Annotated in this window: 25 protein-coding genes and 1 tRNA gene; 11 read left to right on the forward strand and 15 right to left on the reverse strand. The window is 68.0% G+C overall.

The genetic code is table 11. From position 1 onward, the window contains the following. Positions 1-10: 10 nt before the first annotated feature. From ACIBAI_RS05840 to ACIBAI_RS05890, 11 genes are all read right to left on the reverse strand, one after another. Positions 11-751: a hypothetical protein gene (locus ACIBAI_RS05840; RefSeq protein ID WP_399031274.1), complete on the reverse strand. Its 741-nt coding sequence runs from the start codon at positions 749-751 to the stop codon at positions 11-13. Between the two features lie 74 nt (positions 752-825). After that, positions 826-1,320 carry a hypothetical protein gene (locus ACIBAI_RS05845; RefSeq protein WP_399031276.1) on the reverse strand — a complete coding sequence of 165 codons (495 nt, stop codon included), beginning with the start codon at positions 1,318-1,320 and terminating at the stop codon, positions 826-828. Continuing rightward, positions 1,320-1,703 carry a DUF5403 family protein gene (locus tag ACIBAI_RS05850; protein WP_399031277.1) on the reverse strand — a complete coding sequence of 128 codons (384 nt, stop codon included), beginning with the start codon at positions 1,701-1,703 and terminating at the stop codon, positions 1,320-1,322. The genes ACIBAI_RS05845 and ACIBAI_RS05850 overlap by 1 nt, the downstream gene beginning before the upstream one ends. Continuing rightward, positions 1,703-2,032 carry a phage head-tail adapter protein gene (locus tag ACIBAI_RS05855; RefSeq protein WP_399031279.1) on the reverse strand — a complete coding sequence of 110 codons (330 nt, stop codon included), beginning with the start codon at positions 2,030-2,032 and terminating at the stop codon, positions 1,703-1,705. The genes ACIBAI_RS05850 and ACIBAI_RS05855 overlap by 1 nt, the downstream gene beginning before the upstream one ends. 2 nt (positions 2,033-2,034) lie before the next feature. Then, positions 2,035-2,499: a hypothetical protein gene (locus ACIBAI_RS05860; RefSeq protein ID WP_399031281.1), complete on the reverse strand. Its 465-nt coding sequence runs from the start codon at positions 2,497-2,499 to the stop codon at positions 2,035-2,037. 80 nt (positions 2,500-2,579) lie between these two features. Further along, a complete protein-coding gene (locus tag ACIBAI_RS05865; protein ID WP_399031283.1) occupies positions 2,580-3,599 on the reverse strand; it encodes a hypothetical protein in 1,020 nt (339 codons plus the stop codon). 119 nt (positions 3,600-3,718) lie between these two features. Then, positions 3,719-4,240, reverse strand: a complete 522-nt coding sequence (locus ACIBAI_RS05870) for a hypothetical protein (RefSeq protein WP_399031284.1) — start codon at positions 4,238-4,240, stop codon at positions 3,719-3,721. A 1-nt stretch (position 4,241) separates the two neighbouring features. Further along, complete coding sequence (locus tag ACIBAI_RS05875) at positions 4,242-5,267, reverse strand: hypothetical protein (RefSeq protein ID WP_399031286.1); 1,026 nt, start codon at positions 5,265-5,267, stop codon at positions 4,242-4,244. A 14-nt stretch (positions 5,268-5,281) separates the two neighbouring features. Beyond that, positions 5,282-6,709 carry a phage portal protein gene (locus ACIBAI_RS05880; protein WP_399031287.1) on the reverse strand — a complete coding sequence of 476 codons (1,428 nt, stop codon included), beginning with the start codon at positions 6,707-6,709 and terminating at the stop codon, positions 5,282-5,284. A gap of 32 nt (positions 6,710-6,741) precedes the next feature. Then, on the reverse strand, positions 6,742-7,743 hold the full coding sequence (locus ACIBAI_RS05885; protein ID WP_399031288.1) for a terminase: 1,002 nt from the start codon (positions 7,741-7,743) through the stop codon (positions 6,742-6,744). Positions 7,744-7,780: 37 nt separating this feature from the next. Continuing rightward, a complete protein-coding gene (locus ACIBAI_RS05890) occupies positions 7,781-8,092 on the reverse strand; it encodes a hypothetical protein (protein WP_399031290.1) in 312 nt (103 codons plus the stop codon). Between the two features lie 412 nt (positions 8,093-8,504). On the opposite strand from ACIBAI_RS05890, the gene ACIBAI_RS05895 reads away from it, so the two are divergent. Then, positions 8,505-9,008: an endonuclease domain-containing protein gene (locus ACIBAI_RS05895; RefSeq protein WP_399031391.1), complete on the forward strand. Its 504-nt coding sequence runs from the start codon at positions 8,505-8,507 to the stop codon at positions 9,006-9,008. Here ACIBAI_RS05895 and ACIBAI_RS05900 read toward each other — a convergent pair. From ACIBAI_RS05900 to ACIBAI_RS05915, 4 genes are all read right to left on the reverse strand, one after another. Beyond that, positions 8,978-9,406, reverse strand: a complete 429-nt coding sequence (locus ACIBAI_RS05900; protein ID WP_399031291.1) for a hypothetical protein — start codon at positions 9,404-9,406, stop codon at positions 8,978-8,980. The two genes, ACIBAI_RS05895 and ACIBAI_RS05900, sit on opposite strands and share 31 nt — an antisense overlap. 259 nt (positions 9,407-9,665) lie before the next feature. Beyond that, positions 9,666-9,735: transfer RNA gene (locus tag ACIBAI_RS05905), tRNA-Trp, on the reverse strand. Between the two features lie 438 nt (positions 9,736-10,173). Further along, entirely contained in the window at positions 10,174-10,392 is a 219-nt protein-coding gene (locus ACIBAI_RS05910; protein WP_399031293.1) for a hypothetical protein, read from the reverse strand. Between the two features lie 193 nt (positions 10,393-10,585). After that, the gene (locus ACIBAI_RS05915; protein WP_399031295.1) at positions 10,586-11,095 is read right to left on the reverse strand and encodes a DNA cytosine methyltransferase; all 510 of its coding nucleotides are present in this window, start codon (positions 11,093-11,095) and stop codon (positions 10,586-10,588) included. 408 nt (positions 11,096-11,503) lie between these two features. On the opposite strand from ACIBAI_RS05915, the gene ACIBAI_RS05920 reads away from it, so the two are divergent. From ACIBAI_RS05920 to ACIBAI_RS05965, 10 genes are all read left to right on the forward strand, one after another. After that, a complete protein-coding gene (locus ACIBAI_RS05920; RefSeq protein ID WP_399031297.1) occupies positions 11,504-11,965 on the forward strand; it encodes a hypothetical protein in 462 nt (153 codons plus the stop codon). Positions 11,966-12,065: 100 nt separating this feature from the next. After that, complete coding sequence (locus tag ACIBAI_RS05925) at positions 12,066-12,527, forward strand: hypothetical protein (protein ID WP_399031299.1); 462 nt, start codon at positions 12,066-12,068, stop codon at positions 12,525-12,527. 857 nt (positions 12,528-13,384) lie between these two features. Beyond that, entirely contained in the window at positions 13,385-13,819 is a 435-nt protein-coding gene (locus tag ACIBAI_RS05930) for a hypothetical protein (RefSeq protein WP_399031301.1), read from the forward strand. A gap of 85 nt (positions 13,820-13,904) precedes the next feature. Beyond that, on the forward strand, positions 13,905-14,693 hold the full coding sequence (locus ACIBAI_RS05935) for a hypothetical protein (protein WP_399031303.1): 789 nt from the start codon (positions 13,905-13,907) through the stop codon (positions 14,691-14,693). 155 nt (positions 14,694-14,848) lie between these two features. Beyond that, entirely contained in the window at positions 14,849-15,313 is a 465-nt protein-coding gene (locus tag ACIBAI_RS05940; protein WP_399031305.1) for a hypothetical protein, read from the forward strand. 85 nt (positions 15,314-15,398) lie between these two features. Further along, positions 15,399-15,725 (forward strand): hypothetical protein, encoded by a 327-nt coding sequence (locus ACIBAI_RS05945; protein WP_399031306.1) that lies wholly within the window; start codon positions 15,399-15,401, stop codon positions 15,723-15,725. A gap of 111 nt (positions 15,726-15,836) precedes the next feature. Next, on the forward strand, positions 15,837-16,376 hold the full coding sequence (locus ACIBAI_RS05950) for an antirestriction protein ArdA (protein WP_399031308.1): 540 nt from the start codon (positions 15,837-15,839) through the stop codon (positions 16,374-16,376). A 34-nt stretch (positions 16,377-16,410) separates the two neighbouring features. Then, a complete protein-coding gene (locus ACIBAI_RS05955; RefSeq protein WP_399031310.1) occupies positions 16,411-17,133 on the forward strand; it encodes a DUF2786 domain-containing protein in 723 nt (240 codons plus the stop codon). Between the two features lie 131 nt (positions 17,134-17,264). Continuing rightward, on the forward strand, positions 17,265-17,597 hold the full coding sequence (locus tag ACIBAI_RS05960; RefSeq protein ID WP_399031312.1) for a hypothetical protein: 333 nt from the start codon (positions 17,265-17,267) through the stop codon (positions 17,595-17,597). 17 nt (positions 17,598-17,614) lie between these two features. Next, entirely contained in the window at positions 17,615-17,839 is a 225-nt protein-coding gene (locus ACIBAI_RS05965) for a hypothetical protein (protein ID WP_399031313.1), read from the forward strand. Positions 17,840-17,859: the final 20 nt, after the last annotated feature.

The raw sequence follows: 17,859 nt of genomic DNA on the forward strand, positions 1-17,859 counted from the left end.
CCGGGAGTTGTCAGGCGGCCTCGCCAGCCGCCCAGGCAGAGCCGGTCCAGTGCGCCTTCGAGCCGTCGCCGAGAACGACGTGCTGACCGGTGGTCCACGCACTCGACGGGGTGGCGATGACACTGGACATGGCGGCGAGGTTCTCCGGAGGAACAGCGCCCTCCGGGGTGAAGTAGCCCGGCGTGCCGGCGGTCGCGCCGGTCGCGAGGGTGCCGCCCAGCGGCGTGATCGCGTACGTCCAGACGTTGTTGCCGTAGGCCATCGGCTTCACGCCGAGCGGCAGACCGGCGAGGCTCTCCGTGTCAGAGATCGCCATGTCGTCCGCGCGGTAGATTTCCGCGCGCGGCGCGTAGAAGGCGAAATGGTTGTCGCCGTCGATGAAGACCGCCAGGAAGGCCGCCTGGGTCGGCTCGGGCTCGGTAGGAACGCCAACCGATCCGTCCGGCAGGATCGGTGCGTTGGCGCCGAAGTAGAGCTTCAGTGCAGCGGTGTCGAACTGCTGCAAAGTGAAAGTCATCGTCTCCGTGCGCGCCGAATACTTGGTGCGGAGAGACTTGTTCTGAAGCGACCCGATAGTGGTCGCCTCGCCACCCTCGGACGTGATGCCGAAGATGTCTTCCAGGGAGGTGTGGCCGACGTTCTGCCACGGGGAAGTCGGGGTCAGGAGATCCGCCGGCATCTCCGTGCCGACCGGCGCCGTCAGGTAGTTACCGGAGCCGACGACAAGGGTTGCTGCATCGTTGATCGGCAAGGGGCTGCATCCTTACTCGCGCACGCAAAAGGCCCGCACCCCCGAAGGGGGCGGGCCTGCGTAAAGGGGAACTGTCAGGGGGTATAGGGGCGAATCCGCGGCTTGCGGATCTGCACGTCGTAGATCGACTCGTAGCGCCAGACCCCGGTGGGGAGGTCGGCGTACTGCACGGGGCCGGTGGCGGTCGCCCAGTCCGAAGCCCGCCTCGGCGCGGAATTCAGGTCCACGCGGATGATGTGACCGAGGCGCGGATAGACCTTCTGGTTCAGCCAGGCGTCGCGCATCACCACGCGGACGGCCTCGGACAGAATTGCGGCGTCTTCGTCGCCGTTCGGGTCTGGCGCGAAGCAGTTCACGACGATGCGCGCCGCGTCGGTGAAGCGGGTGTCGCCCTGCCATTCACCGAAGGTCGGGTCGCGGCGGACCAGGACCAGGGGGAACTTCTCGTGCAGGTCAATGAGGGACTTCACCCGGACTCCGGGCAGGCCCTCGCGCAGTACGGCGAGAAGGAGATCCTCGACCGGGGACAGCTCCGCCAGGGCCTTGATGTGGTCGGGAAGTCCTGCCATTAGTCGAGGTGCACCTTCCCCTTCCGCTTCTTCGGGAGGTTGGCGGCGCGGGCCAGGATGAACAGGCCCTCGGACGCAGGGATCACGTCGAGGTACTTCGTGCCGTCCTTGCGCCTCTTCACGACGATGGACTCAGCGCGGCCGTACTCGATCGACAGAGCGGCCTTGTCGCCTCGCTCGTCGTCGAGGATCACGTACTTGTCCACGTCGCCGTCCGCCACGTCGATCCTCGCGTGGCCTTCCTGGCGGTGTTGGAGAAGCAGAGCCTCGGCTCGCGCGGCGACCTCGAAGCGCTTCTCGTCGAGTTCGGCCTGCACGCCAGGCAAGGTCGCGACGAGCCGTTCGAGCTGCCGCTTCCCGCTGCGCTCATAGATTTCTGCCATCAGGGCCGCTCCCGGATGTCCACCGACCAGTGCCGCGTGCGGCGGTCGCCGTGGTGGTAGGCGGGCGGCGTCACGATGTCCCACATGCGGCCCTGGTACTCGACACGGGACCACAGGGTGACGCCCTCGACATGGGCGTCCACGATCATCCGCGTCACGTTGATCTGCTGCTGGCCGGGGACTTCGGCCTTGCCTGACCGCTGCGGGATGAAGGCGGCCTTGACCGTGACGGGGTTGTCCTCGTCCACGGTGATCACGGTGTTGCCCCGGTTGTCGATGACCTCTTTCGTCCGCCACACGCGGGCCGTCTGGCCGCGCCTGCGCTGCATGCTCACCAGGGGCTCACCCCGTCACTGAACATGGGGAAGGGGGAGTCCGCGGAGTAGTCGACGGGTACGTGCCCGGCCGCATCGCGCTGGGGGAGCTTCGTGCCCCAGGCGGAGACGACCGCGCTGTAGATGCCGCGCTTGCGCCCGGCGAGGTCTTCGAGGAGCCGGATCTCGTCGCGGGTGAAGTACACGCTGCCGGCGTCTCGGCCGTGGGCGTCCGACCAGGCCAGCGTCTCGTCACCAGCCCGGCTCTGCGTGTACCCGTTGGGGTTGCGCACGTAGCGTGCTGCCGCCTTCAGCACGAGCGTCTTCACCAGGCGGGGCACCGTGGCCTCGGGCCACTCGCGACCGTACGAGGCCGCAAGCTCCGAGGCATCCACCAGCGCCCCCAGGGCGATGCGCTCTTCGCCCTCGTCCAACTCCCAGTCGAGACGGCCCTTCAGCTCGTCGAGAGTGGCATACGCCAATGAGGCTCCTCTCGGGAGAAGGGGCGGCGGAGCTGGGTCATCTGGAATCAGGGCCAGGTGAACCAGCTCCGCCGATCAGGTCAGGCGTTGGCCGGGTCGGTCTCCGCCTTCATGCCGGTCGGGGTCCACACCTTCGCGTCGGAGACGCCGGTGATGGTGGCCAGCTCGGAGCCGGCGGGCGGGTAGTCCGAGGCACCGTCGAGGGCGAGCTTGATGCCCCGCACGAAGTGCTCCTGCGAGGAGACGATCTCCTTCTCGTTCGCCTGGTCCCAGCCGACCAGGACATCGGTGACGGAGCGGAAGCCCGCGTAGGTGTTCACGACGGAACGGTCCTGCATGTAGAGCGGGTCGTAGTCGCGCACCCAGCGCAGGGCGATGTTCTCGAACGAGGTGGTCGCGCCGTAGGGGACCGACTGCGGGACCGAGGGGGCGCCGGACAGGAAGATGAACGCCGAGGACGCGAAGGCGTACGCAGCGTCGGCCGGGATGGTCTGGTCGACCACGATGCGGAAGCCGAAGCGCTCGCCGATGGTGGCGGTACGCAGTGCGGACTCGGCCTCGGAGTCGCCAACGTTCTGCGCGAGGTTGAGCTTGTCGTCGTTCAGGAGCGCCGACTCGAACTCGGTGCCGACGAGGAGGTAGCGGCCCTCCTTCGGGGCGTGGAAAGCGTTCAGGACCCGGCGGGCCTCGATCAGCGCGCCGCGAAGGTTCTGTACGGCGTTGCCGATGGTGACGTTGTACGTCTGGCCGGTCAGGGTGTTGACCGCCCGGCGCTGGAGGCCGCGGGCGACCGCCTTGGACTGCGGGCGCAGGAGCTTGGCCCACTGGTCGATGTCGAAGTCGTTCTGCTCGTCGGTGAGCTTGACCGCCGAGTAGACGTTCCCGCCGAAGGTCACAGCGATGGTCCGCTCGCTGTACTCGTCGAAGACGATCGGGTTCGTCCGGTCGTTCCTCCAGCCGTAGTCGTGGAACGGCAGGATTCCCTCGACCTTCATCGAGATCGTGTCGTTCTCGGCGCCCTTGAACTGATCGACACCCTGCTTCTGAAACAGGTTCGGGATGACGAGTTCCTGCTCCAGCATGCCGACCGCAGTGTTCACGAGCTTCTGCGGCTTGACTACCTGATGCTGAACGGTGGGCAAGAGTGCTACCTCCGGGGGCATGAAGAAACCCCCGGCCGGGTCAGCACGGGGGTTGAGTAAGGGGGGTCATCGGGGCGCTAGAAGCGCCGGGTGCGCCGCGCGAGCTTGCGCGGGTCCATCTCTCCGTCGTCCTCGTCGTCGGACGGGGTGAGGCCGCCGCCCAGGGCGGGAGGGGCCGCGGGGGTGAGGAGCGCCTGAAGGGCCTTCGCGTCGGCTTCCAGCTCCTCGGGGGTGTCGCCGCGCAGGCGCCCGGCCAGTTCCTCGGGGAGGTCGTACTTCCGGGCCACGGACGCGACGACGAGCGAGCGCTCCAGCTCCGCGTTCTTCGCCTTCACCTCGGCGAGAGCGGCCTCGAACTCCTCCGGGCTCTTGGCCTCGGACAGCTTCGCCTCGGCGTCCCGCAGTCGAGTACGGTAACCGGCCGCCTCCTGGCGGACCTTGGCCAGCTCCTTGCGGGCCCAGTCGGGCAGCTCGTCTTCCGGCTGGCCGCCGGCACCGCTCTTGTCGTCCGGCTTCTGCTCGTCGTCCGGCTTCTGCTCGGGCGCCGTCTCGCCCGGCTGCTCGCCGGTCGGCTTCTCGTCAGGCTTCTCTTCGGGCACTTCACGCCTCCGGGGCTGTGTCAGTGGACTGCCGCGCCTCCTGGGCTGCGGCTCGTTGCTGGCTGCGGATGAAGCGGCGCCAGACGGACACCGCGGCCTTTCCGCTGTGGCCCTTTGTGACCTCCGGCCACAGGGCCTCGTACTGCCGCGAAAGCGCGGTCAGCTCGCTCGACTGGTACTGATCCCGGTTCCAGACCGGCATCGCGTAGCAGTGGCAGTTGTCGTGGTAGCGGTCGCCGTCGCTGAACAGCGCGGACGACTCGCTCTTGTAGACCGGGCCTCGGCTGATCAACATGGCGCACCAGCCGCACGGGGTGCCGGTGCGCGACAGGCGCACGTACCCCAGGGCCCGCCGGTCGCGGCGCATGTGATTCCAGTTCGTTGACCGGGCGCCGTTCATGGCGATGCGGGCTGCGGCTGCGGCCTGCCGGGCGCCCGCCTGCCGGTGGGCCTCGTCCGGGTTGGCGTCCTCGACGGTCAGCTTGCGGTCGAGGTTGGCGGGGCCGAGGGCTTCCAGCGCGATCCGAAGTTCTTCCTCGGCCTGGCGCTCGATGCGCTCCTCGTCCTCGCGCAGCCCTTCGAGTTCCTCGACGAGGATGCGCTCCCAGTCGGGCTCGTCCTCGTCGTCGTCCTCGGCGGGCTGGGCGGGCGAGGCTTCCCCGTCCTCGACGGTCGCGGCCTCGCCCGCCTGGTCGGTGGGCGGCTCGTAGGTGCCTGCCAGTTCGGCGAACTCGCGGCGCAGGTCCGCCAGGGTGACGTGCGACGGTTCGGGGTGGTAGGGGTCGGCGACAGTCCGGCCGGTCTGGAGCGCTCGGGCGAGCCGGTAGTAGGCCCGCGCGAGGTCCCGGCTCTGCCGCCGGCGGCTCATGACGAGGGTGATCGCCTTGCGTAGCCAGGCCCCAGCCGTAGCGGCCCGCCGCTCGGGCGGAACGTCCTGCCACAGAGCCAGGGCCTCGGCCGTGGTCCGCACGCCGATCTCGGTCAGGGCGGCATGGAAGGCGGCCGAAACCTCGTCGGTCTCGGCCATGCGGGACGAGGCCACTACGCAGCCACCGCCACCGAATCCGCGGTGACCGGCTCAGGGTCGGCGGTCGCCCGCGTCAGCGCGGAGGCCAGCTGGCCCACCGAGTCTTCCTCGTCCGCGAGGTCTTCCCACTCGTCCAGCTCGGTCTGCGTGACGTTCGGGACGCGCTTCCACAGGCCCTTCGCCGGGATGCCGAGCTGCTCGCGCAGCTTGCCCAGGGCGTCAGCGGCCTGCGCGAGGGAGCGCTGCTCCATGTCGCGCCAGATGACCTCGCCCTTGAAGTCGTCCACGCCGGCGGCGCCTTCCAGCTCGGCCGCCAATCGGAAGACTCTCTCCCAAGCCTCACCGAATACGGTCCGGAATTCCGCGATCTTGCGACTCAAGGCCGTCTCGGCGGCCTGCAAGGCTTCGGCCGAGAGGTTGGCGATCTGCCCGAGAAGGTGGTGCGGGGGCACCTGCGCGACGGCGCTCAGGTGCCGGATGCTCATGTCGATCGACTCGATGAACCCTTGCAGCGGAGTCTCGTCCAGCGATCCAAACTTGACATCCGGGTCCTCCGCGAACAAGAACCGCTTCGCGTTGTGGTTGATCGGCAGTGGAATCGGGTTGCCGTGCTCGTCGTAGATGACCTCGCCCGTCTCCGGGTCGCGCTGAACCGGCGGGGCCATGCCCGTCACGGTCCGGACCTTCGTCGAGCCGTACGACTGCGCGAGCAACAGGTCGAAGATCGTCTGGTTGATGCGGTTCTGGAGCGGGATCATCGGCTCGACCACGCCCACCGTGCGCCCTTCGAGGTCGACCGACGCGGCGAAGCGGGTGACGGGGCACTCGCTCGCGCCGTGGCGCTTGCCCCTGCTGACCCGCACGCCGTCCGCGTCGTCGAGGGACTTGAAGGTGACCGCGTACTCGAAGCGGGCATCCCACATGCGGGCGGTGCCGGCGGACTCGCCGGACGGCCAGGCCGTAACGGTCAGGGCCGCGTACGGGATGTCGTCGTTGGCCGGATCCTCGTACAGGGCGGCCGTCCGCAGCGCGGACAGCCCCTTCGTCAGGACCACGCCCTTCACGCGCTCGGTCAGCGTGAACGAGTGCCCGTACGTGAGCGCGCCCTTGTAGATGGCGGACTGGCGGGCGTCGAGACGGGACCGCTGCCAGTGCTCCCACTGCGGGGAGGTGAGGTCCGGCGCCGAGCCCTGGCCGCCATCGTCGCCCGCGCGGTAACCATCCACGTAGAGAGCCTGGGCCGGGGTGTTGACCAGGAGCGGCATCCAGTTCGAGATGGCCCGCTTCGCCAGGAGCCGGTACTCGTCGTCCGCCATAGCGGGCATGTACGGGTCGTCATGCCTGCCGTGGAGGTAGTTGTCGATCCGGGTCAGCCGGTCTTTGTCCCGGCCAAGGATGGCGAGGAGCTGCACCGCGAGGGATGCAGGCGTGGGGTCGGCCATGTTTCACCACCCTTGGTCTCAACTTTACACAGCTACAGGAAGTACCCTCGGCCGGTCCGCTTGCGGACCTTCCTGCCTCGGGCGCGAAGGTCGACCAGGGCCTCGTGCGCGAGCATGAGCGCCGCGTAGGCGTCGACCTTCTTGGGGCTCTCGCGCGACTCCTTGCCGAAGCTCACGCCGTAGTTGTTCGTGCGCCGACGCGCGTTCAGGACGTGCCGGCGGAGCTTGCGGTCGCCGTCGTGGACGAGCTTCCGGTCGAAGATCGAGCGCATCAGGCGCTCGTTGGCCAGGGTCGACGCCTTCAGGCTGGTACGCATGTCCCAGCCGATCGCGTCCTTGCCGGGCGCCTTCACGGCCAGGCCCTCGCCGTACGTCGCCGACCACTCGGAGATGTAGGACTCCCAGAGCGCCACGTCGGCGTAGAAGCCCTGCACAGAGAACACGCGGAAGGCGTCGTGCACTGCCGAGTCGACCTGATCGCGGGGGACCTCCCAGTCCTTCCCCTGCGGGCCATCCGGCTTCTCCCACAGGCCGAGCACGAAGGCGCACATGTCCTTGACCCTGAGAGCCACCAAAGCTGTGCTGTCGTCGCGGAGACCGCCGTCGAACCCGAGCGTGATCTCGTCGCCAGGCTGGAGCTGCTTCGTGTCGTCGCGCAGGACATCCCACTCGGCCGGACCGAAGAGGGCGTCCTCGCTCGCAACGATCTGGTTCAGCCACATCCGCCGCGAGCGGCTGGGCGCGATCGTCGTGTCGAGGATCGACTGAAGGATCGTCTCGACCCGAAGCCACACCGCGTCACCGCGGATCTTCGGCAATACGATCCGGATTGCCTCGGGCGTCAGGGGAGTGGCGGGGTGCGCCTCGATCGAGTCGTACAGGAAGCCCACGTCGGCGGCACGGCCTTCGAGGATCTTCTCGTACGCTTCGCGCATCCGCTCGGCCACGGAGTCTTCGCCGGGCAGGAAGGCGTTCGTGATCGCGAGGTAACGGCTGTCCTTCTTCGTCGCGTTACCGTCGATCGTGGCGTACATCTGGTCGCCGTTGTTGCCGGCGACCCAGTGGTGCGTCTCATTGAGAACAACGAACGTGGACCGCTAAGGACCGCGCCCCTTCTAGGGCGCGGTAACTACTTGTCACCGCCTCAAGTCGCTGTCGGCCCCCGTTCGCGCGGATCAGCTCAGCCCCGGCCTTGATGCCGTAGGTCTCGATGAGCTTGTCCGACATGAGCGACGGCATGAGGGTCATCGTGTTGCGTGTCTGATCGCGACTGACGGCCGCGATCTGCACCCACGCCTGGGGGTGCGGGGCGCCGACCGGTTGCCCGGCCGCATCCCAGTGCGAGAAGCGGGAGGGCCCCACAAACTCGACGAGGCTGATCACCGCGAGGAGCGGGTCCTTGCCTTAAGCCCCAGCCCTTGAGGCGCTGAAGGACTCCCTTGCGGTAGACGAAGCGGCCGTTCTCGTCGACCGCGTACCACCACAGGACGAAGCGGAGCTGCTCGCGCGTGAAGCGCCAGGGACCGCCGTCCTCGGCCTTCAGGAACTCGGCGCACCAACCGGCGATCTGCCAGCCGAGCGTGCGCGCCGGCAACTTCCAAGAGCCGTCCGGCTCGCGCAGCCACGTAGGGCCGAGGTAGGTCGGTTCGAGCGCCTCGATCTCTTCTGCTGTGAGGGCTGGAATGGGACTCACCTCCCCTCGCCGGTCGGGCCGCCGGCCGATCAACTGTCAGCGCCGGGGGATAACGTCAGCTCCATGAGGAGTGGGTGGGATTGGATCGACGATGATCCCGAGATGTGTCGGATATGCGACGAGTCGGTCTACGCAGATGAGCGGCGCTACGGCCGGAATCTGTGCCCCGAATGCGGCCCCGCCGACCGGCAGGCGAAGCGGTACGGCCTCACCGTCCCGCGCGTGAACGCGATCCTGCGAGTTCAGAACGACCGATGCCCGCTCTGTGATGACAGCCCCGGAGACGACGCAGCGTATGGGCCGATCTGGTGGCGCATCGACCACGACCATGACTGCTGCACCGGTTGCCCGCACTGCGTCCGCGGGCTGCTCTGCCAGCCCTGCAACACCCACCTCGGCCACTACGAAAAGCAGTTGAAGCAAGGCCGCCTGCGATGGCCAGTGCCTACGGTCAATGCCTACCTCGCGGCTCCGCCCGCTCGGATGCCCGAGGCGCGCAAGCTCCACCCGGACGACTTCGGATGGGCGAGGGTGAGGGCCACCAGCCTTACGTGGCGCATCCCTACGTGGAAGGGTCAGGTGTGGAGCCCCAAGTCCCTCTTGTAGTCAGCGATGGCGAGTACGGCCGCGGACTGCTCCTCTGGCTCGGGCTCATGTAGTTCGATGCGCACGCGGCGCCGGTCGCCCTCGGCGACGAGGAGCCGCTCGAAGGCGCTGTAGATGGTCTGGAGCATCTGCCCCGACCTCTTCCCGGACTTCTTGTAGTAGGAGAGGTCTTCGCAGAGGGAGTAGGCAAGGGCCCAGTCGGACTGCTGGTAGAAGTCGGCCTGGCCGCTCTGCTTCAGCGAGTCCCACAGGCGCTTCGCGATCGGGTGCCAGTCCCGGTCGGCGTTCGGCACCTTCGCGGGCCGGGCGACGCCGCGCGTCACGGACTGAACGTCGCCGCCCTTGCGCTCGCGCGGGCGAGCCAGGTCGGCTTCGCGGTTGGGTACGGGGCCGGGCACTGGCTCACCTCCTTGTCACACAGCTCCGCCGGTCAGGAAGTGCGCGGACAGCCAGGCCATGAAGGCAAGCAGAACAAGCCGCCGCACACGCACTGAACCGGTAGGTGCCGGCCGTCGCTCTCCTGCTCGGCCGACTGCGAACCACTTCCAGACGTGCTCGGAGAGGGTGTCCCCTCGGTCGTCTCTCGCAAGGGCCACTCCTTCGATTACGACGAAGGCCCCGAGCCAGCCGACCCAGAGCCACGACCAGATGTCCACGCAGGCCCGGCAGGAGTCGAACCTGCTGCCGTCGGCTTTGGAGGCCGGGGCGCGACCACTCGCTCGAACCCTTAGCCCATCCGATTTGAGGTTCATCGGGAACCCTTGGCCACGATCCAGGGCTGAGATCGTTGGGCGCCTGCGCGCTGGCAACCCACGGGCGCATGCAAAGCAGAGGCGGCACCGGACCCACGTTCAGAGGAGACCCGGATGGGTCTCGGTCCTGCGGAACCTGCGATCTATGCGCCGGCGCTTCGCCGCCAGGGCGAGCGCGCCTTCGCGTGACGATTTGGCCTGGTGATGCCACCCACAGAGCGATCGAAGGTTGGCCTCTCGGTGGTCGTCACCAGGCACGATGTGGTCCACGTCCGTGGCGGGTTCTTCGCAGCGCTGCCCGTACTGATCGCGGGCGGTGCAGCGGTGTCCGTCTCGCCGCAGGACGCGAAGTCGGATCTTCGGCCAGTCCGCCGGCAGGCGCTCGCGCCTGTCTGAGCTGGACCAGTTCGGCATCACACCTCCAGGTCGAGGAGCGCCGCGAACGCCGCGCGGGCCTGCTGGGGCACCACGCCGTTGCCGAGGATCTGGAGCTGCTGTCCGCGTGTCAGGCCGGGGATGTCGGTGACGTATCCGCGGGGCAGGCCCATGAGCCACTCGACCCACCGCGCGCTGACGCGCGGGCTGCCCTGAAGGCCGATCTCGGTAGGCGGGGGAGCGGCCCTGCCGGTCACGTCCTCCCACTGCCGGATGCCGGGGAGGTACTCGCCCCACCAGGACGCGGGGGAGTGCGGGCCGTCGATCTCGGGCTCGGGCTCACGGCCCTCGCGGAGCGCGATCGAGTAGGGGAGGACAAAGCTCGCTTCGTCGTCCAGCGTGGGGCCGTGGCCACCAGCTCGGCGTTCGTCAGGATGCCGGGGGCCGCCGTTAGACCCCAGATTCGCGGTCGGCGTCTTCAGGGGTCGCGACGCAGAACCACCGGTCCCGCAGGTGGGGGGCGCCAGCCTCGGAAGCTCGTACGCACGCCCATCGCGCGCTGTACCCGATCGCGGCCAGGTCGGAGACGACGACTTCGAGGCCGCGTGTCCGGAGGTTCGAGACGTTCTCCAGGAAGACGAGCCGGGGTCGTATGACGCGAACTGCTTCAGCGACGTGGACCCAGACCCCGGAACGCTCGCCTCGTATGCCAACCCGGTTCCCCGCAATCGAGATGTCCTGGCAGGGAAACCCCGCCGTGATCGCGTCGACCTCGCCCCTGAGCGGGATCCAGTCGACCTCGCGGATGTCGCCGAGGTTGGGGGCGTCCGGGTACCTCTCGGCCAGGACGGCACTCGGGCCGGGCGCGATCTCCGCCACGTACACGACGCGGCCGTTCACGAGAGGAGCCACAGCCATGCCCAGGCCGCCGTACCCAGCGCAGAGTTCGAGGATCTTCAAATAGACCCCCTCACGCGAAAGACGTACTTACGTACTCGCGCCTTTCGTCTTCGGTCAGGTGGCCCCCTTCGGGGGCCCAAGCCTGGCAACTCGCGATGTACGTACAGCGTCTTCATGCAGGCGAGCCCCGACAGGGGCTCAAGCCTTGCGAGCCTCGCGACTTACGTACTTACACTTACAAGTCGCTAAATGATCTTGGTTTCGGAAACGAGAAAGCCTGTGACCTCGCTCACACTTCGGCGGCGCCCGAAGGGCGACGGCGAAAGAGTGCAGCGGCGAAGGAGTAGTGCCGCCCGGAGGGCGGCCACAGAGGGAAGACGGTAAGCGGCTGTGGCGGCCGGTAGGCCGCCCCTTCGTGAAGACGCGAAGACGTACTTCGCCCAGGTGGACGCCGGTAGAGTTGCCGACATGGATGACAGCGCGGCGACTCTTCGGTACGAGGTGTACGTGCCGGATGCGAACTACGCCCTGTTGGCCGAGAAGTACCCTGCCCCCAAAGGGGAGACGACCACATGGAGTGGAACAGCTCACGACCTCGGTCGTCTGGTCCTACAGCGCTGGCGTGAGTCCTTGCCCGAGGATTTCCGGGATCTCGCGTCCTACGTCTATGTGAGCGGCGATGACGGGCGATCCGCAAAGGTCGCGGATGCCACCCCGGCTCACGGGCCGGTGCTCGCGCTCGAATGCGCGATCGAGGAAGTCCAAGCCGCTGAATACGCCCGCGTCATGAAGCGCGAGAAGCTCGCCAAAGCAATGCAGGATGCCAAGGAGTTCGGCGGCCTGTCCGAGGATGAGATCAGGTTTCGCGCACTCCAGGCCACCCTCGCCCCGGACGAGGTGGATCGGATTCTCGAAGGCAAGAAACTGTGACGATCTGGCTGTGGACCGCCGAACTGCACAGCTCATTCCTGTGCAGTGCCGGCGAGCGCCGGTAGGGTGGCCGCGACGAGCGCAACAGGAGGCGTAGCAGATGGGGGCCATCCAAGAGCCGACCTCGGACATGGGGCCGTACCGCACCGAAATCCGAGGCGAGTCCTTCTACCTGGCGCGCGTCGGCGAAGGTGCGTCCCACCTGAGCCGACACGAGGTTCGGGTGCCGGCGGCAGAGATTCCGGCACTCCTGGCGGCGCTGAAGCAGGCGACCGATCACCTCGGGTACCGGCAGTGGGCGGCGTCGAACCCCGAGCCCCCAGACGCTTCCTGGGTCCTGCCGCCGGGCGAAAAGGGCGAGGCGCCCTATCCGGACTGGTCCGTGAGCCGGGAGCGGAGCGACATCATCATCCGCGGGCCGTGGGTCGCGTATCCCCCCGAGGAGTGGCAGGAGCGGCCGGTCGTGACGGGCGAGATCGCCTATTGGGACGTGGAGGCTCTACGCGGCGCACTGCTGGCTGCCGACGCACGCGCGAGTGGCCGTGTCGGCCCGGTTGTGTAGCCCTCATTCCTGTGCAGTGCCGGCGACCACCCTGCAGAGCGGTCGCACTGGCGCTGACCTGCGGAAACTTGCGGCGCCGGGGCCGAGGTGGTAGTGCCCTCGTCGACCTTGGAACCGTGGCAGAATCCGAGCTGCTGAGACGCGGCGGCCGGAAAAGCGATCGGCAAGGGGTCATATCCCCTACCCCCCGCCATGTGCCGAGAAATCCGGCCAGGTCGCCCAGGTCGACGCCCTCACGGCGAAACGGACATCGAGGGGCCAGGCCGGCGCCTCGTGGGCACAAACGGACACACATGCACACGTCTGCGCATCGAGCACACACGGAACAGAGAGCTACGTGAGCCGCGTACGTACGCACGCACGGCAGAGCGCAACGCAAGCGGGCAGGGCAGGGCCATGCAGGGCAGACAGCGCAAGCCAGGCAGAACGGACAGCGCGCACGGGCACGCGCGCGTAAGTGGCTAGAGACTCCGGCCGCCCCGACCGGGCCGGATTGGACGCGCGCCGTCCGGAGCGTGTTAAGGTGTGACCACACCGCGCCAAGCGGCCCGGCAACGGGGCGCACGGAACGGCACGCAGGACCGGGAAACCGCAGCTCACGCAAGGGGGTTGCGGATCGAACCGGGAAGCGTGTTAAGGTGGGACCACCACCGAACGGAACGGGTCGCAAGATCCGGGGCCGCTCGCAACGGGCCAAGGTCCGGGGGTCGCAAAAGGGATTGCGGCTCTGACCAGCCCAAACGCGAAAGCCCGACCGAGAGTGTGGTAAGTTGAGATCACGCCGAACCGAACGAGTTCGGCAAATCAAACCGGCTGGTGTAAACTTGAGACCGGCCAAGTCCGAAAGGTAAGGTCACTTGACCGAGTACGTGTTCAGCGACGCCGATCGCCAGTACGGCAAGCGGGTCGGGGTCAAGAAGTCGGACGGCGACTTCCGCTGCTACCAGTGCGTCGACTTCAGCTTCTACGAGGCGGAGGTGTCCGAGAAGGACGCCGAGGAGCGTTGCTCCTACTGTGGGGGGTTCGTCTTCATCACCCCCCAGGTGATCGCCCAGATGGAGGCGCCGGCACCCGTGCGCCCGGTGGACCTCAACAAGCGCGAGGCGCAGCGGTTCGACCTGCTGTCCATCGCCTACCACCTGCGCCAGCGGCTCGACGAGGTGTCGTACGCCTACGACAAGGCCCGCCAGCGGATCGCGGAGCTGGAAGCCCAGCTCGCCGACCGTGACGCCGGGTTCGTCGAGGTCGTCGACGAGGAGGACGCCGGCTTCGTCGAGGCCGAGATTTACTAGGCCCTTCTGTAAACATTGGACCACGGCCGCCCCTGCCCAGACAGGGAGTGGGAGGGGCGGCCACCTCACCCGAAAGCGAGGAGACATGTCGAAGCGCCGTACCTTCCGCATCACCCTTGACAAGGCATACGGGGGCGCGACCCTCGAAGCGCCCACCTTCTACGAGCTGTGCGGGGAGGTCGCCCGAGACGCACACGGGGACTGCACGGACAACACGTGCGAGATCCCGAGCATGATCGAGCACGGCCACTACCGGGCCGCAGTGCATCGCCTCGCCGGCTCCTCGGAGTTCCCCGCCGTCGATGCCCTGTACGAGAAGTACGGCCGGTGGCTCACGATCAAGCGGTGCGACAAGGACGCCGACGAGTGGTGGGACTTCGTCCAGCCCTTCAGCGTCAAGTGCCAGGACTGTGGGGCCATCGTGTACGGCGACCCGGTGAACGAGACCTTCCCCGACGAGCAGTGCGCGAACTGCTGGAAGCCGGTCGCGGTCGAGTCCTTCATCGAGACCTTCACGGACTCCGTGATCGAGTCCCTTCTCTGGGCCACCCGAGTCTGGAACGCCGAGGGGGTCGACGTGGCCGACGCCGATGAGTATTTCGAGGCGTGGGATATCCCGTCCGAGAAGCGTGACGAGATCGAGCAGATGTGCCGCGCCTTCGTCTCCTCGAACTGGGAGATCCTCGGCCACTACCAGGACCACGCGCACAACCTCGGACACGAGTACCTCGTGATGGCTGCGCACCTGGACTCCGGGTTTTACCGGTACGTCTCCGCCGAGCACGGCGAGGCACTGCGCGAGGCCGCGAAGGCCGACACCCTCCCCGAGCTGCACGCCTACGAAGGCGATGACGGCGAGTTCCACCTCGACTGATCTACCGGCCGCCCCTGCCCAGACAGGGAGTGGGAGGGGCGGCCACCTCCCCCCGGATGCAAAGGCGAAACGCCCCCTGGGGCGTCGGCGGCAGGCGGTTCCTGCCCCCTGACGATGCCAGCCCGCATCGAACCATCCCCGAAAGCGAGGAGCACATGTCCACGACCCTTACCGACGCGATCAAGGCTGCCGCCGGCATGGTGGACCGGCACCGCGGAGTGGTCTGTCTCGCCCTGACCACCGACCGCGAGGAGCTGCGGCTTGCGGCCCTCCGGTTCCGCAGCCGGTCGGTTCACACCGTGGCCAACGAGCGCGAAAGCGAGTCGGAACTCGCCGGTCACATCGCGAACGCACTGACCTACAACTCGAACACGGCCTTCTGGGTCGAGCAGCACTGGCAGACCATCTTGGCCGCCGTGATCCGCCGCGAGGCGTCCGACCTCGCTTACCGCCGGTCGATCCTGCGCTGGCTGGGCAGGTACGAGGGCCCGACCGACGCACCGGTCTTCAAGGTCCAGTCCTGGCAGTACAAGGCGGCCGGGCAGCGCGCCGAAGCGCTCGCCGAGGTCAAGGCCGCTCTCACCGCAGTGCGCGACGCATCCCGCACCGCTGCCGCCTGACCCTCCCCCCATCCATCGGCCGCCCCTCCCCGTACAGGGAGTGGGCAGGGGCGGCCCTCCCCAGCAACTCGCACGTGAGGACCACATGCTCAAGGACTGCGACTTCTGCAACCTCGCCGGTACCGCTCGCTGGCAGTACGTCCTGCCCGAGGAGCGCCCCGTCGTCGGCCTCGCCAACGAGGACGGTCACGTGATCGTCCTGGACGACGACGGCCTCTGGAACGCCTGCATCGGTTGCTCCCTCATCGTCGACCGGGGAGACGTGGCGGGCCTGATACAGCGGGTCGAGCGCCACCTGGCCCCCGCCTTCCCCGACATGTTCGGCCCGCAGGCAGGCGAAACCTGGAAGGCCATGATGACCGTCCGGTACGCCGCCGTGATGCTCCCCGGCACCCAGAAGCGCCGCATCTGACCTCACCCCAGCGCAAAGGCGAAACCTCCGAGAAAGGAGGTCGGCGGCAGGCGGTTCCTGCCCCCTGACGATGCCAACCCGCGCGTCAGTCACCCCGAAAGAGAGGAACACATGCTCACCGTCCGCACGATCGACCCGCAGGTCTGGATTGGCTGCCTGGCCTGTTACACCGCCGGTCGCCTGGTGGGCGACTGGTACGCCGCCAACGCGGCCGACCTGATCACCCCGGCCGACCTGCACGGGCGGGAGACCACCCACGAGGAACTGTGGGTCATGGACCACGAGGGGTTCTGCGGTGCCCTCAAGGGTGAGTGCTCGCCCTCCGAGGCGGCCGAGGTCGCCGAGATGCTGGCCGACCTGAAGGAGCACGAGGCCGCCCCCTTCGCCGCCTGGGTCGAGGTCTTCGGCGAGGAGTCCGAGCGGGAGCACTGGGTCGACCAGTTCCGCGACGCCTACCGGGGCTTCTACGAGGACGAGGCCGCCTACGCGAGGGAGTGGGCCGAGGAGACCTCCTCGGACGAGGACAAGGAGCGCATGAAGCGCTGGCCCTTCAACGAGATCGACTGGCGGCGCGCGGCCGAGGAGCTGTTCAGCGGTGGCCTGCACGCCGAGGACGCGCCCGGCGGGATCTGGGTCTTCTGGTCCCGCTGACCCCTACCCCCCTTTCACAGAACGGAGTGTAAACATGAGACTTCAGAACAACCCCCAGCTTGACAAGATCCGCGCCCTCCTGGCGAAGGCGGAGAATCCCGCCGCGACGCCGGCAGAGTCCGAAGCGTTCTTCGCGAAGGCTGCCGAGCTGATGGCGAAGTACGGGATCGAGCGAGCGATGCTCGCCGACTCCGACCCGAACGCCGATCGTCCCGGCGACCGCGTGATCGTCGTCGAGGGCACCTACGCCAACGACCGCGTGTACCTGCTCGGCTACATCGCCGACGCCCTGAACTGCCACGGCATCGTCAAGGACAAGAGCCGGGGGAGGAGCGAGATCCACCTCTTCGGCTACGAGTCCGACCTCGACCGCGTGGAGATGCTGTTCACCTCGCTTCTCCTTCAGATGTTCAACGGCATGCGCCAGGGCCGCCCGGCCCCCGGCGAGAGCACGATCACCTACCGGAAGTCGTGGATCGCTGGGTTCATCCTGGCCGTCGACAAGCGGCTCCGGGAGATCGAGGCCCGCGCCAGGCAGGAAGCCCCGGCGACCGCTTCGGGCCGCTCCGCCGAGCTGGTCATCGCCGACCGCAAGGCCGTGGTCATGGCCCGCTTCAACGCCGCCTATCCCAACGCCCGGTCGAACGGCCGCAAGAGCCGCCGCCGCGGGACCGGTTACGCCGCCGGACAGGAAGCGGGCCGCCGAGCCGACCTCGGACAGACCCGAGTCGGCGGACGCCGAGCCCTCGCCGCCTGACCCCACCCCTTCACCGGCCGCCCCCTGCACACAGGGAGAGCGGGGGGCGGCCCCCAGTCCAGAGAGCACGCAACAGGCCGCCTCTCCCCACAGGGAGAGGGGAGGGGCGGCCCTACCCGAAAGGCTACCCAATGCACGCGATCCGCTGCGGCGACTGCGGCGCTCCCTTCAGCATCCGGCCAGACGGCCTCTTCCAGTGCGACGGAGACCAGGCGCACGAACTCGACTCGCGAGACATCGACCTCGACGGCTCCGACACATGGGCGGTCGACCCCGCCGGCACGCTCGTGATCGTCGTCGACCCGGCCGCCGCAACCCAGTGGGCACGCGAGGCCCTGGCCGAGTACCTCGAAGCCGAGCCCGAGTCCTACGCCGAGTGGTTCGACCTCGGCAGCTTCTCGAACGCAGTCGGCGCACTCCTCGACGCGGCCCGTGCGGGCCTCCCCCTCTCCCGCCTCTCCTGACCCCGAAGGGACCTGACGTGAAGAACCTCCGCGACCACATCGACCTGACCGCCGAGAAGGCCCAGATCGACGCCGACATGCAGTACGCCGTGACCTTGGACTTCGGCCCCTACCTCGGCTACCTCGCCCACTACGGCGCGAAGATCCGCCGCATGGCGAGCGCGTACCAGCAGCACGAGATCGCCGAGCGAATCCTCATCGCCTACGCCGACGAGGCCCTCGACCGCGCCAAGGGCGACTGACCACCCCAACTTTCCTGAAA

This window comes from Streptomyces sp. NPDC051041 (genome assembly GCF_044456065.1).
Taxonomy (GTDB): Bacteria; Actinomycetota; Actinomycetes; order Streptomycetales; family Streptomycetaceae; genus Streptomyces; species Streptomyces glaucus.

Bases quoted from the DNA above. Each gene is read 5' to 3' on its own strand.
- ACIBAI_RS05935 (WP_399031303.1), top strand. From the start codon at position 13,905: ATGTCGAAGCGCCGTACCTTCCGCATCACCCTTGACAAGGCATACGGG.
- ACIBAI_RS05880 (WP_399031287.1), bottom strand. From the start codon at position 6,709: ATGGCCGACCCCACGCCTGCATCCCTCGCGGTGCAGCTCCTCGCCATC.
- ACIBAI_RS05875 (WP_399031286.1), bottom strand. From the start codon at position 5,267: ATGGCCGAGACCGACGAGGTTTCGGCCGCCTTCCATGCCGCCCTGACC.
- ACIBAI_RS05925 (WP_399031299.1), top strand. From the start codon at position 12,066: ATGGGGGCCATCCAAGAGCCGACCTCGGACATGGGGCCGTACCGCACC.
- ACIBAI_RS05955 (WP_399031310.1), top strand. From the start codon at position 16,411: ATGAGACTTCAGAACAACCCCCAGCTTGACAAGATCCGCGCCCTCCTG.
- ACIBAI_RS05845 (WP_399031276.1), bottom strand. From the start codon at position 1,320: ATGGCAGGACTTCCCGACCACATCAAGGCCCTGGCGGAGCTGTCCCCG.
- ACIBAI_RS05920 (WP_399031297.1), top strand. From the start codon at position 11,504: ATGGATGACAGCGCGGCGACTCTTCGGTACGAGGTGTACGTGCCGGAT.
- ACIBAI_RS05850 (WP_399031277.1), bottom strand. From the start codon at position 1,703: ATGGCAGAAATCTATGAGCGCAGCGGGAAGCGGCAGCTCGAACGGCTC.
- ACIBAI_RS05960 (WP_399031312.1), top strand. From the start codon at position 17,265: ATGCACGCGATCCGCTGCGGCGACTGCGGCGCTCCCTTCAGCATCCGG.
- ACIBAI_RS05950 (WP_399031308.1), top strand. From the start codon at position 15,837: ATGCTCACCGTCCGCACGATCGACCCGCAGGTCTGGATTGGCTGCCTG.
- ACIBAI_RS05940 (WP_399031305.1), top strand. From the start codon at position 14,849: ATGTCCACGACCCTTACCGACGCGATCAAGGCTGCCGCCGGCATGGTG.
- ACIBAI_RS05885 (WP_399031288.1), bottom strand. From the start codon at position 7,743: ATGTACGCCACGATCGACGGTAACGCGACGAAGAAGGACAGCCGTTAC.
- ACIBAI_RS05855 (WP_399031279.1), bottom strand. From the start codon at position 2,032: ATGCAGCGCAGGCGCGGCCAGACGGCCCGCGTGTGGCGGACGAAAGAG.
- ACIBAI_RS05945 (WP_399031306.1), top strand. From the start codon at position 15,399: ATGCTCAAGGACTGCGACTTCTGCAACCTCGCCGGTACCGCTCGCTGG.
- ACIBAI_RS05895 (WP_399031391.1), top strand. From the start codon at position 8,505: ATGTGTCGGATATGCGACGAGTCGGTCTACGCAGATGAGCGGCGCTAC.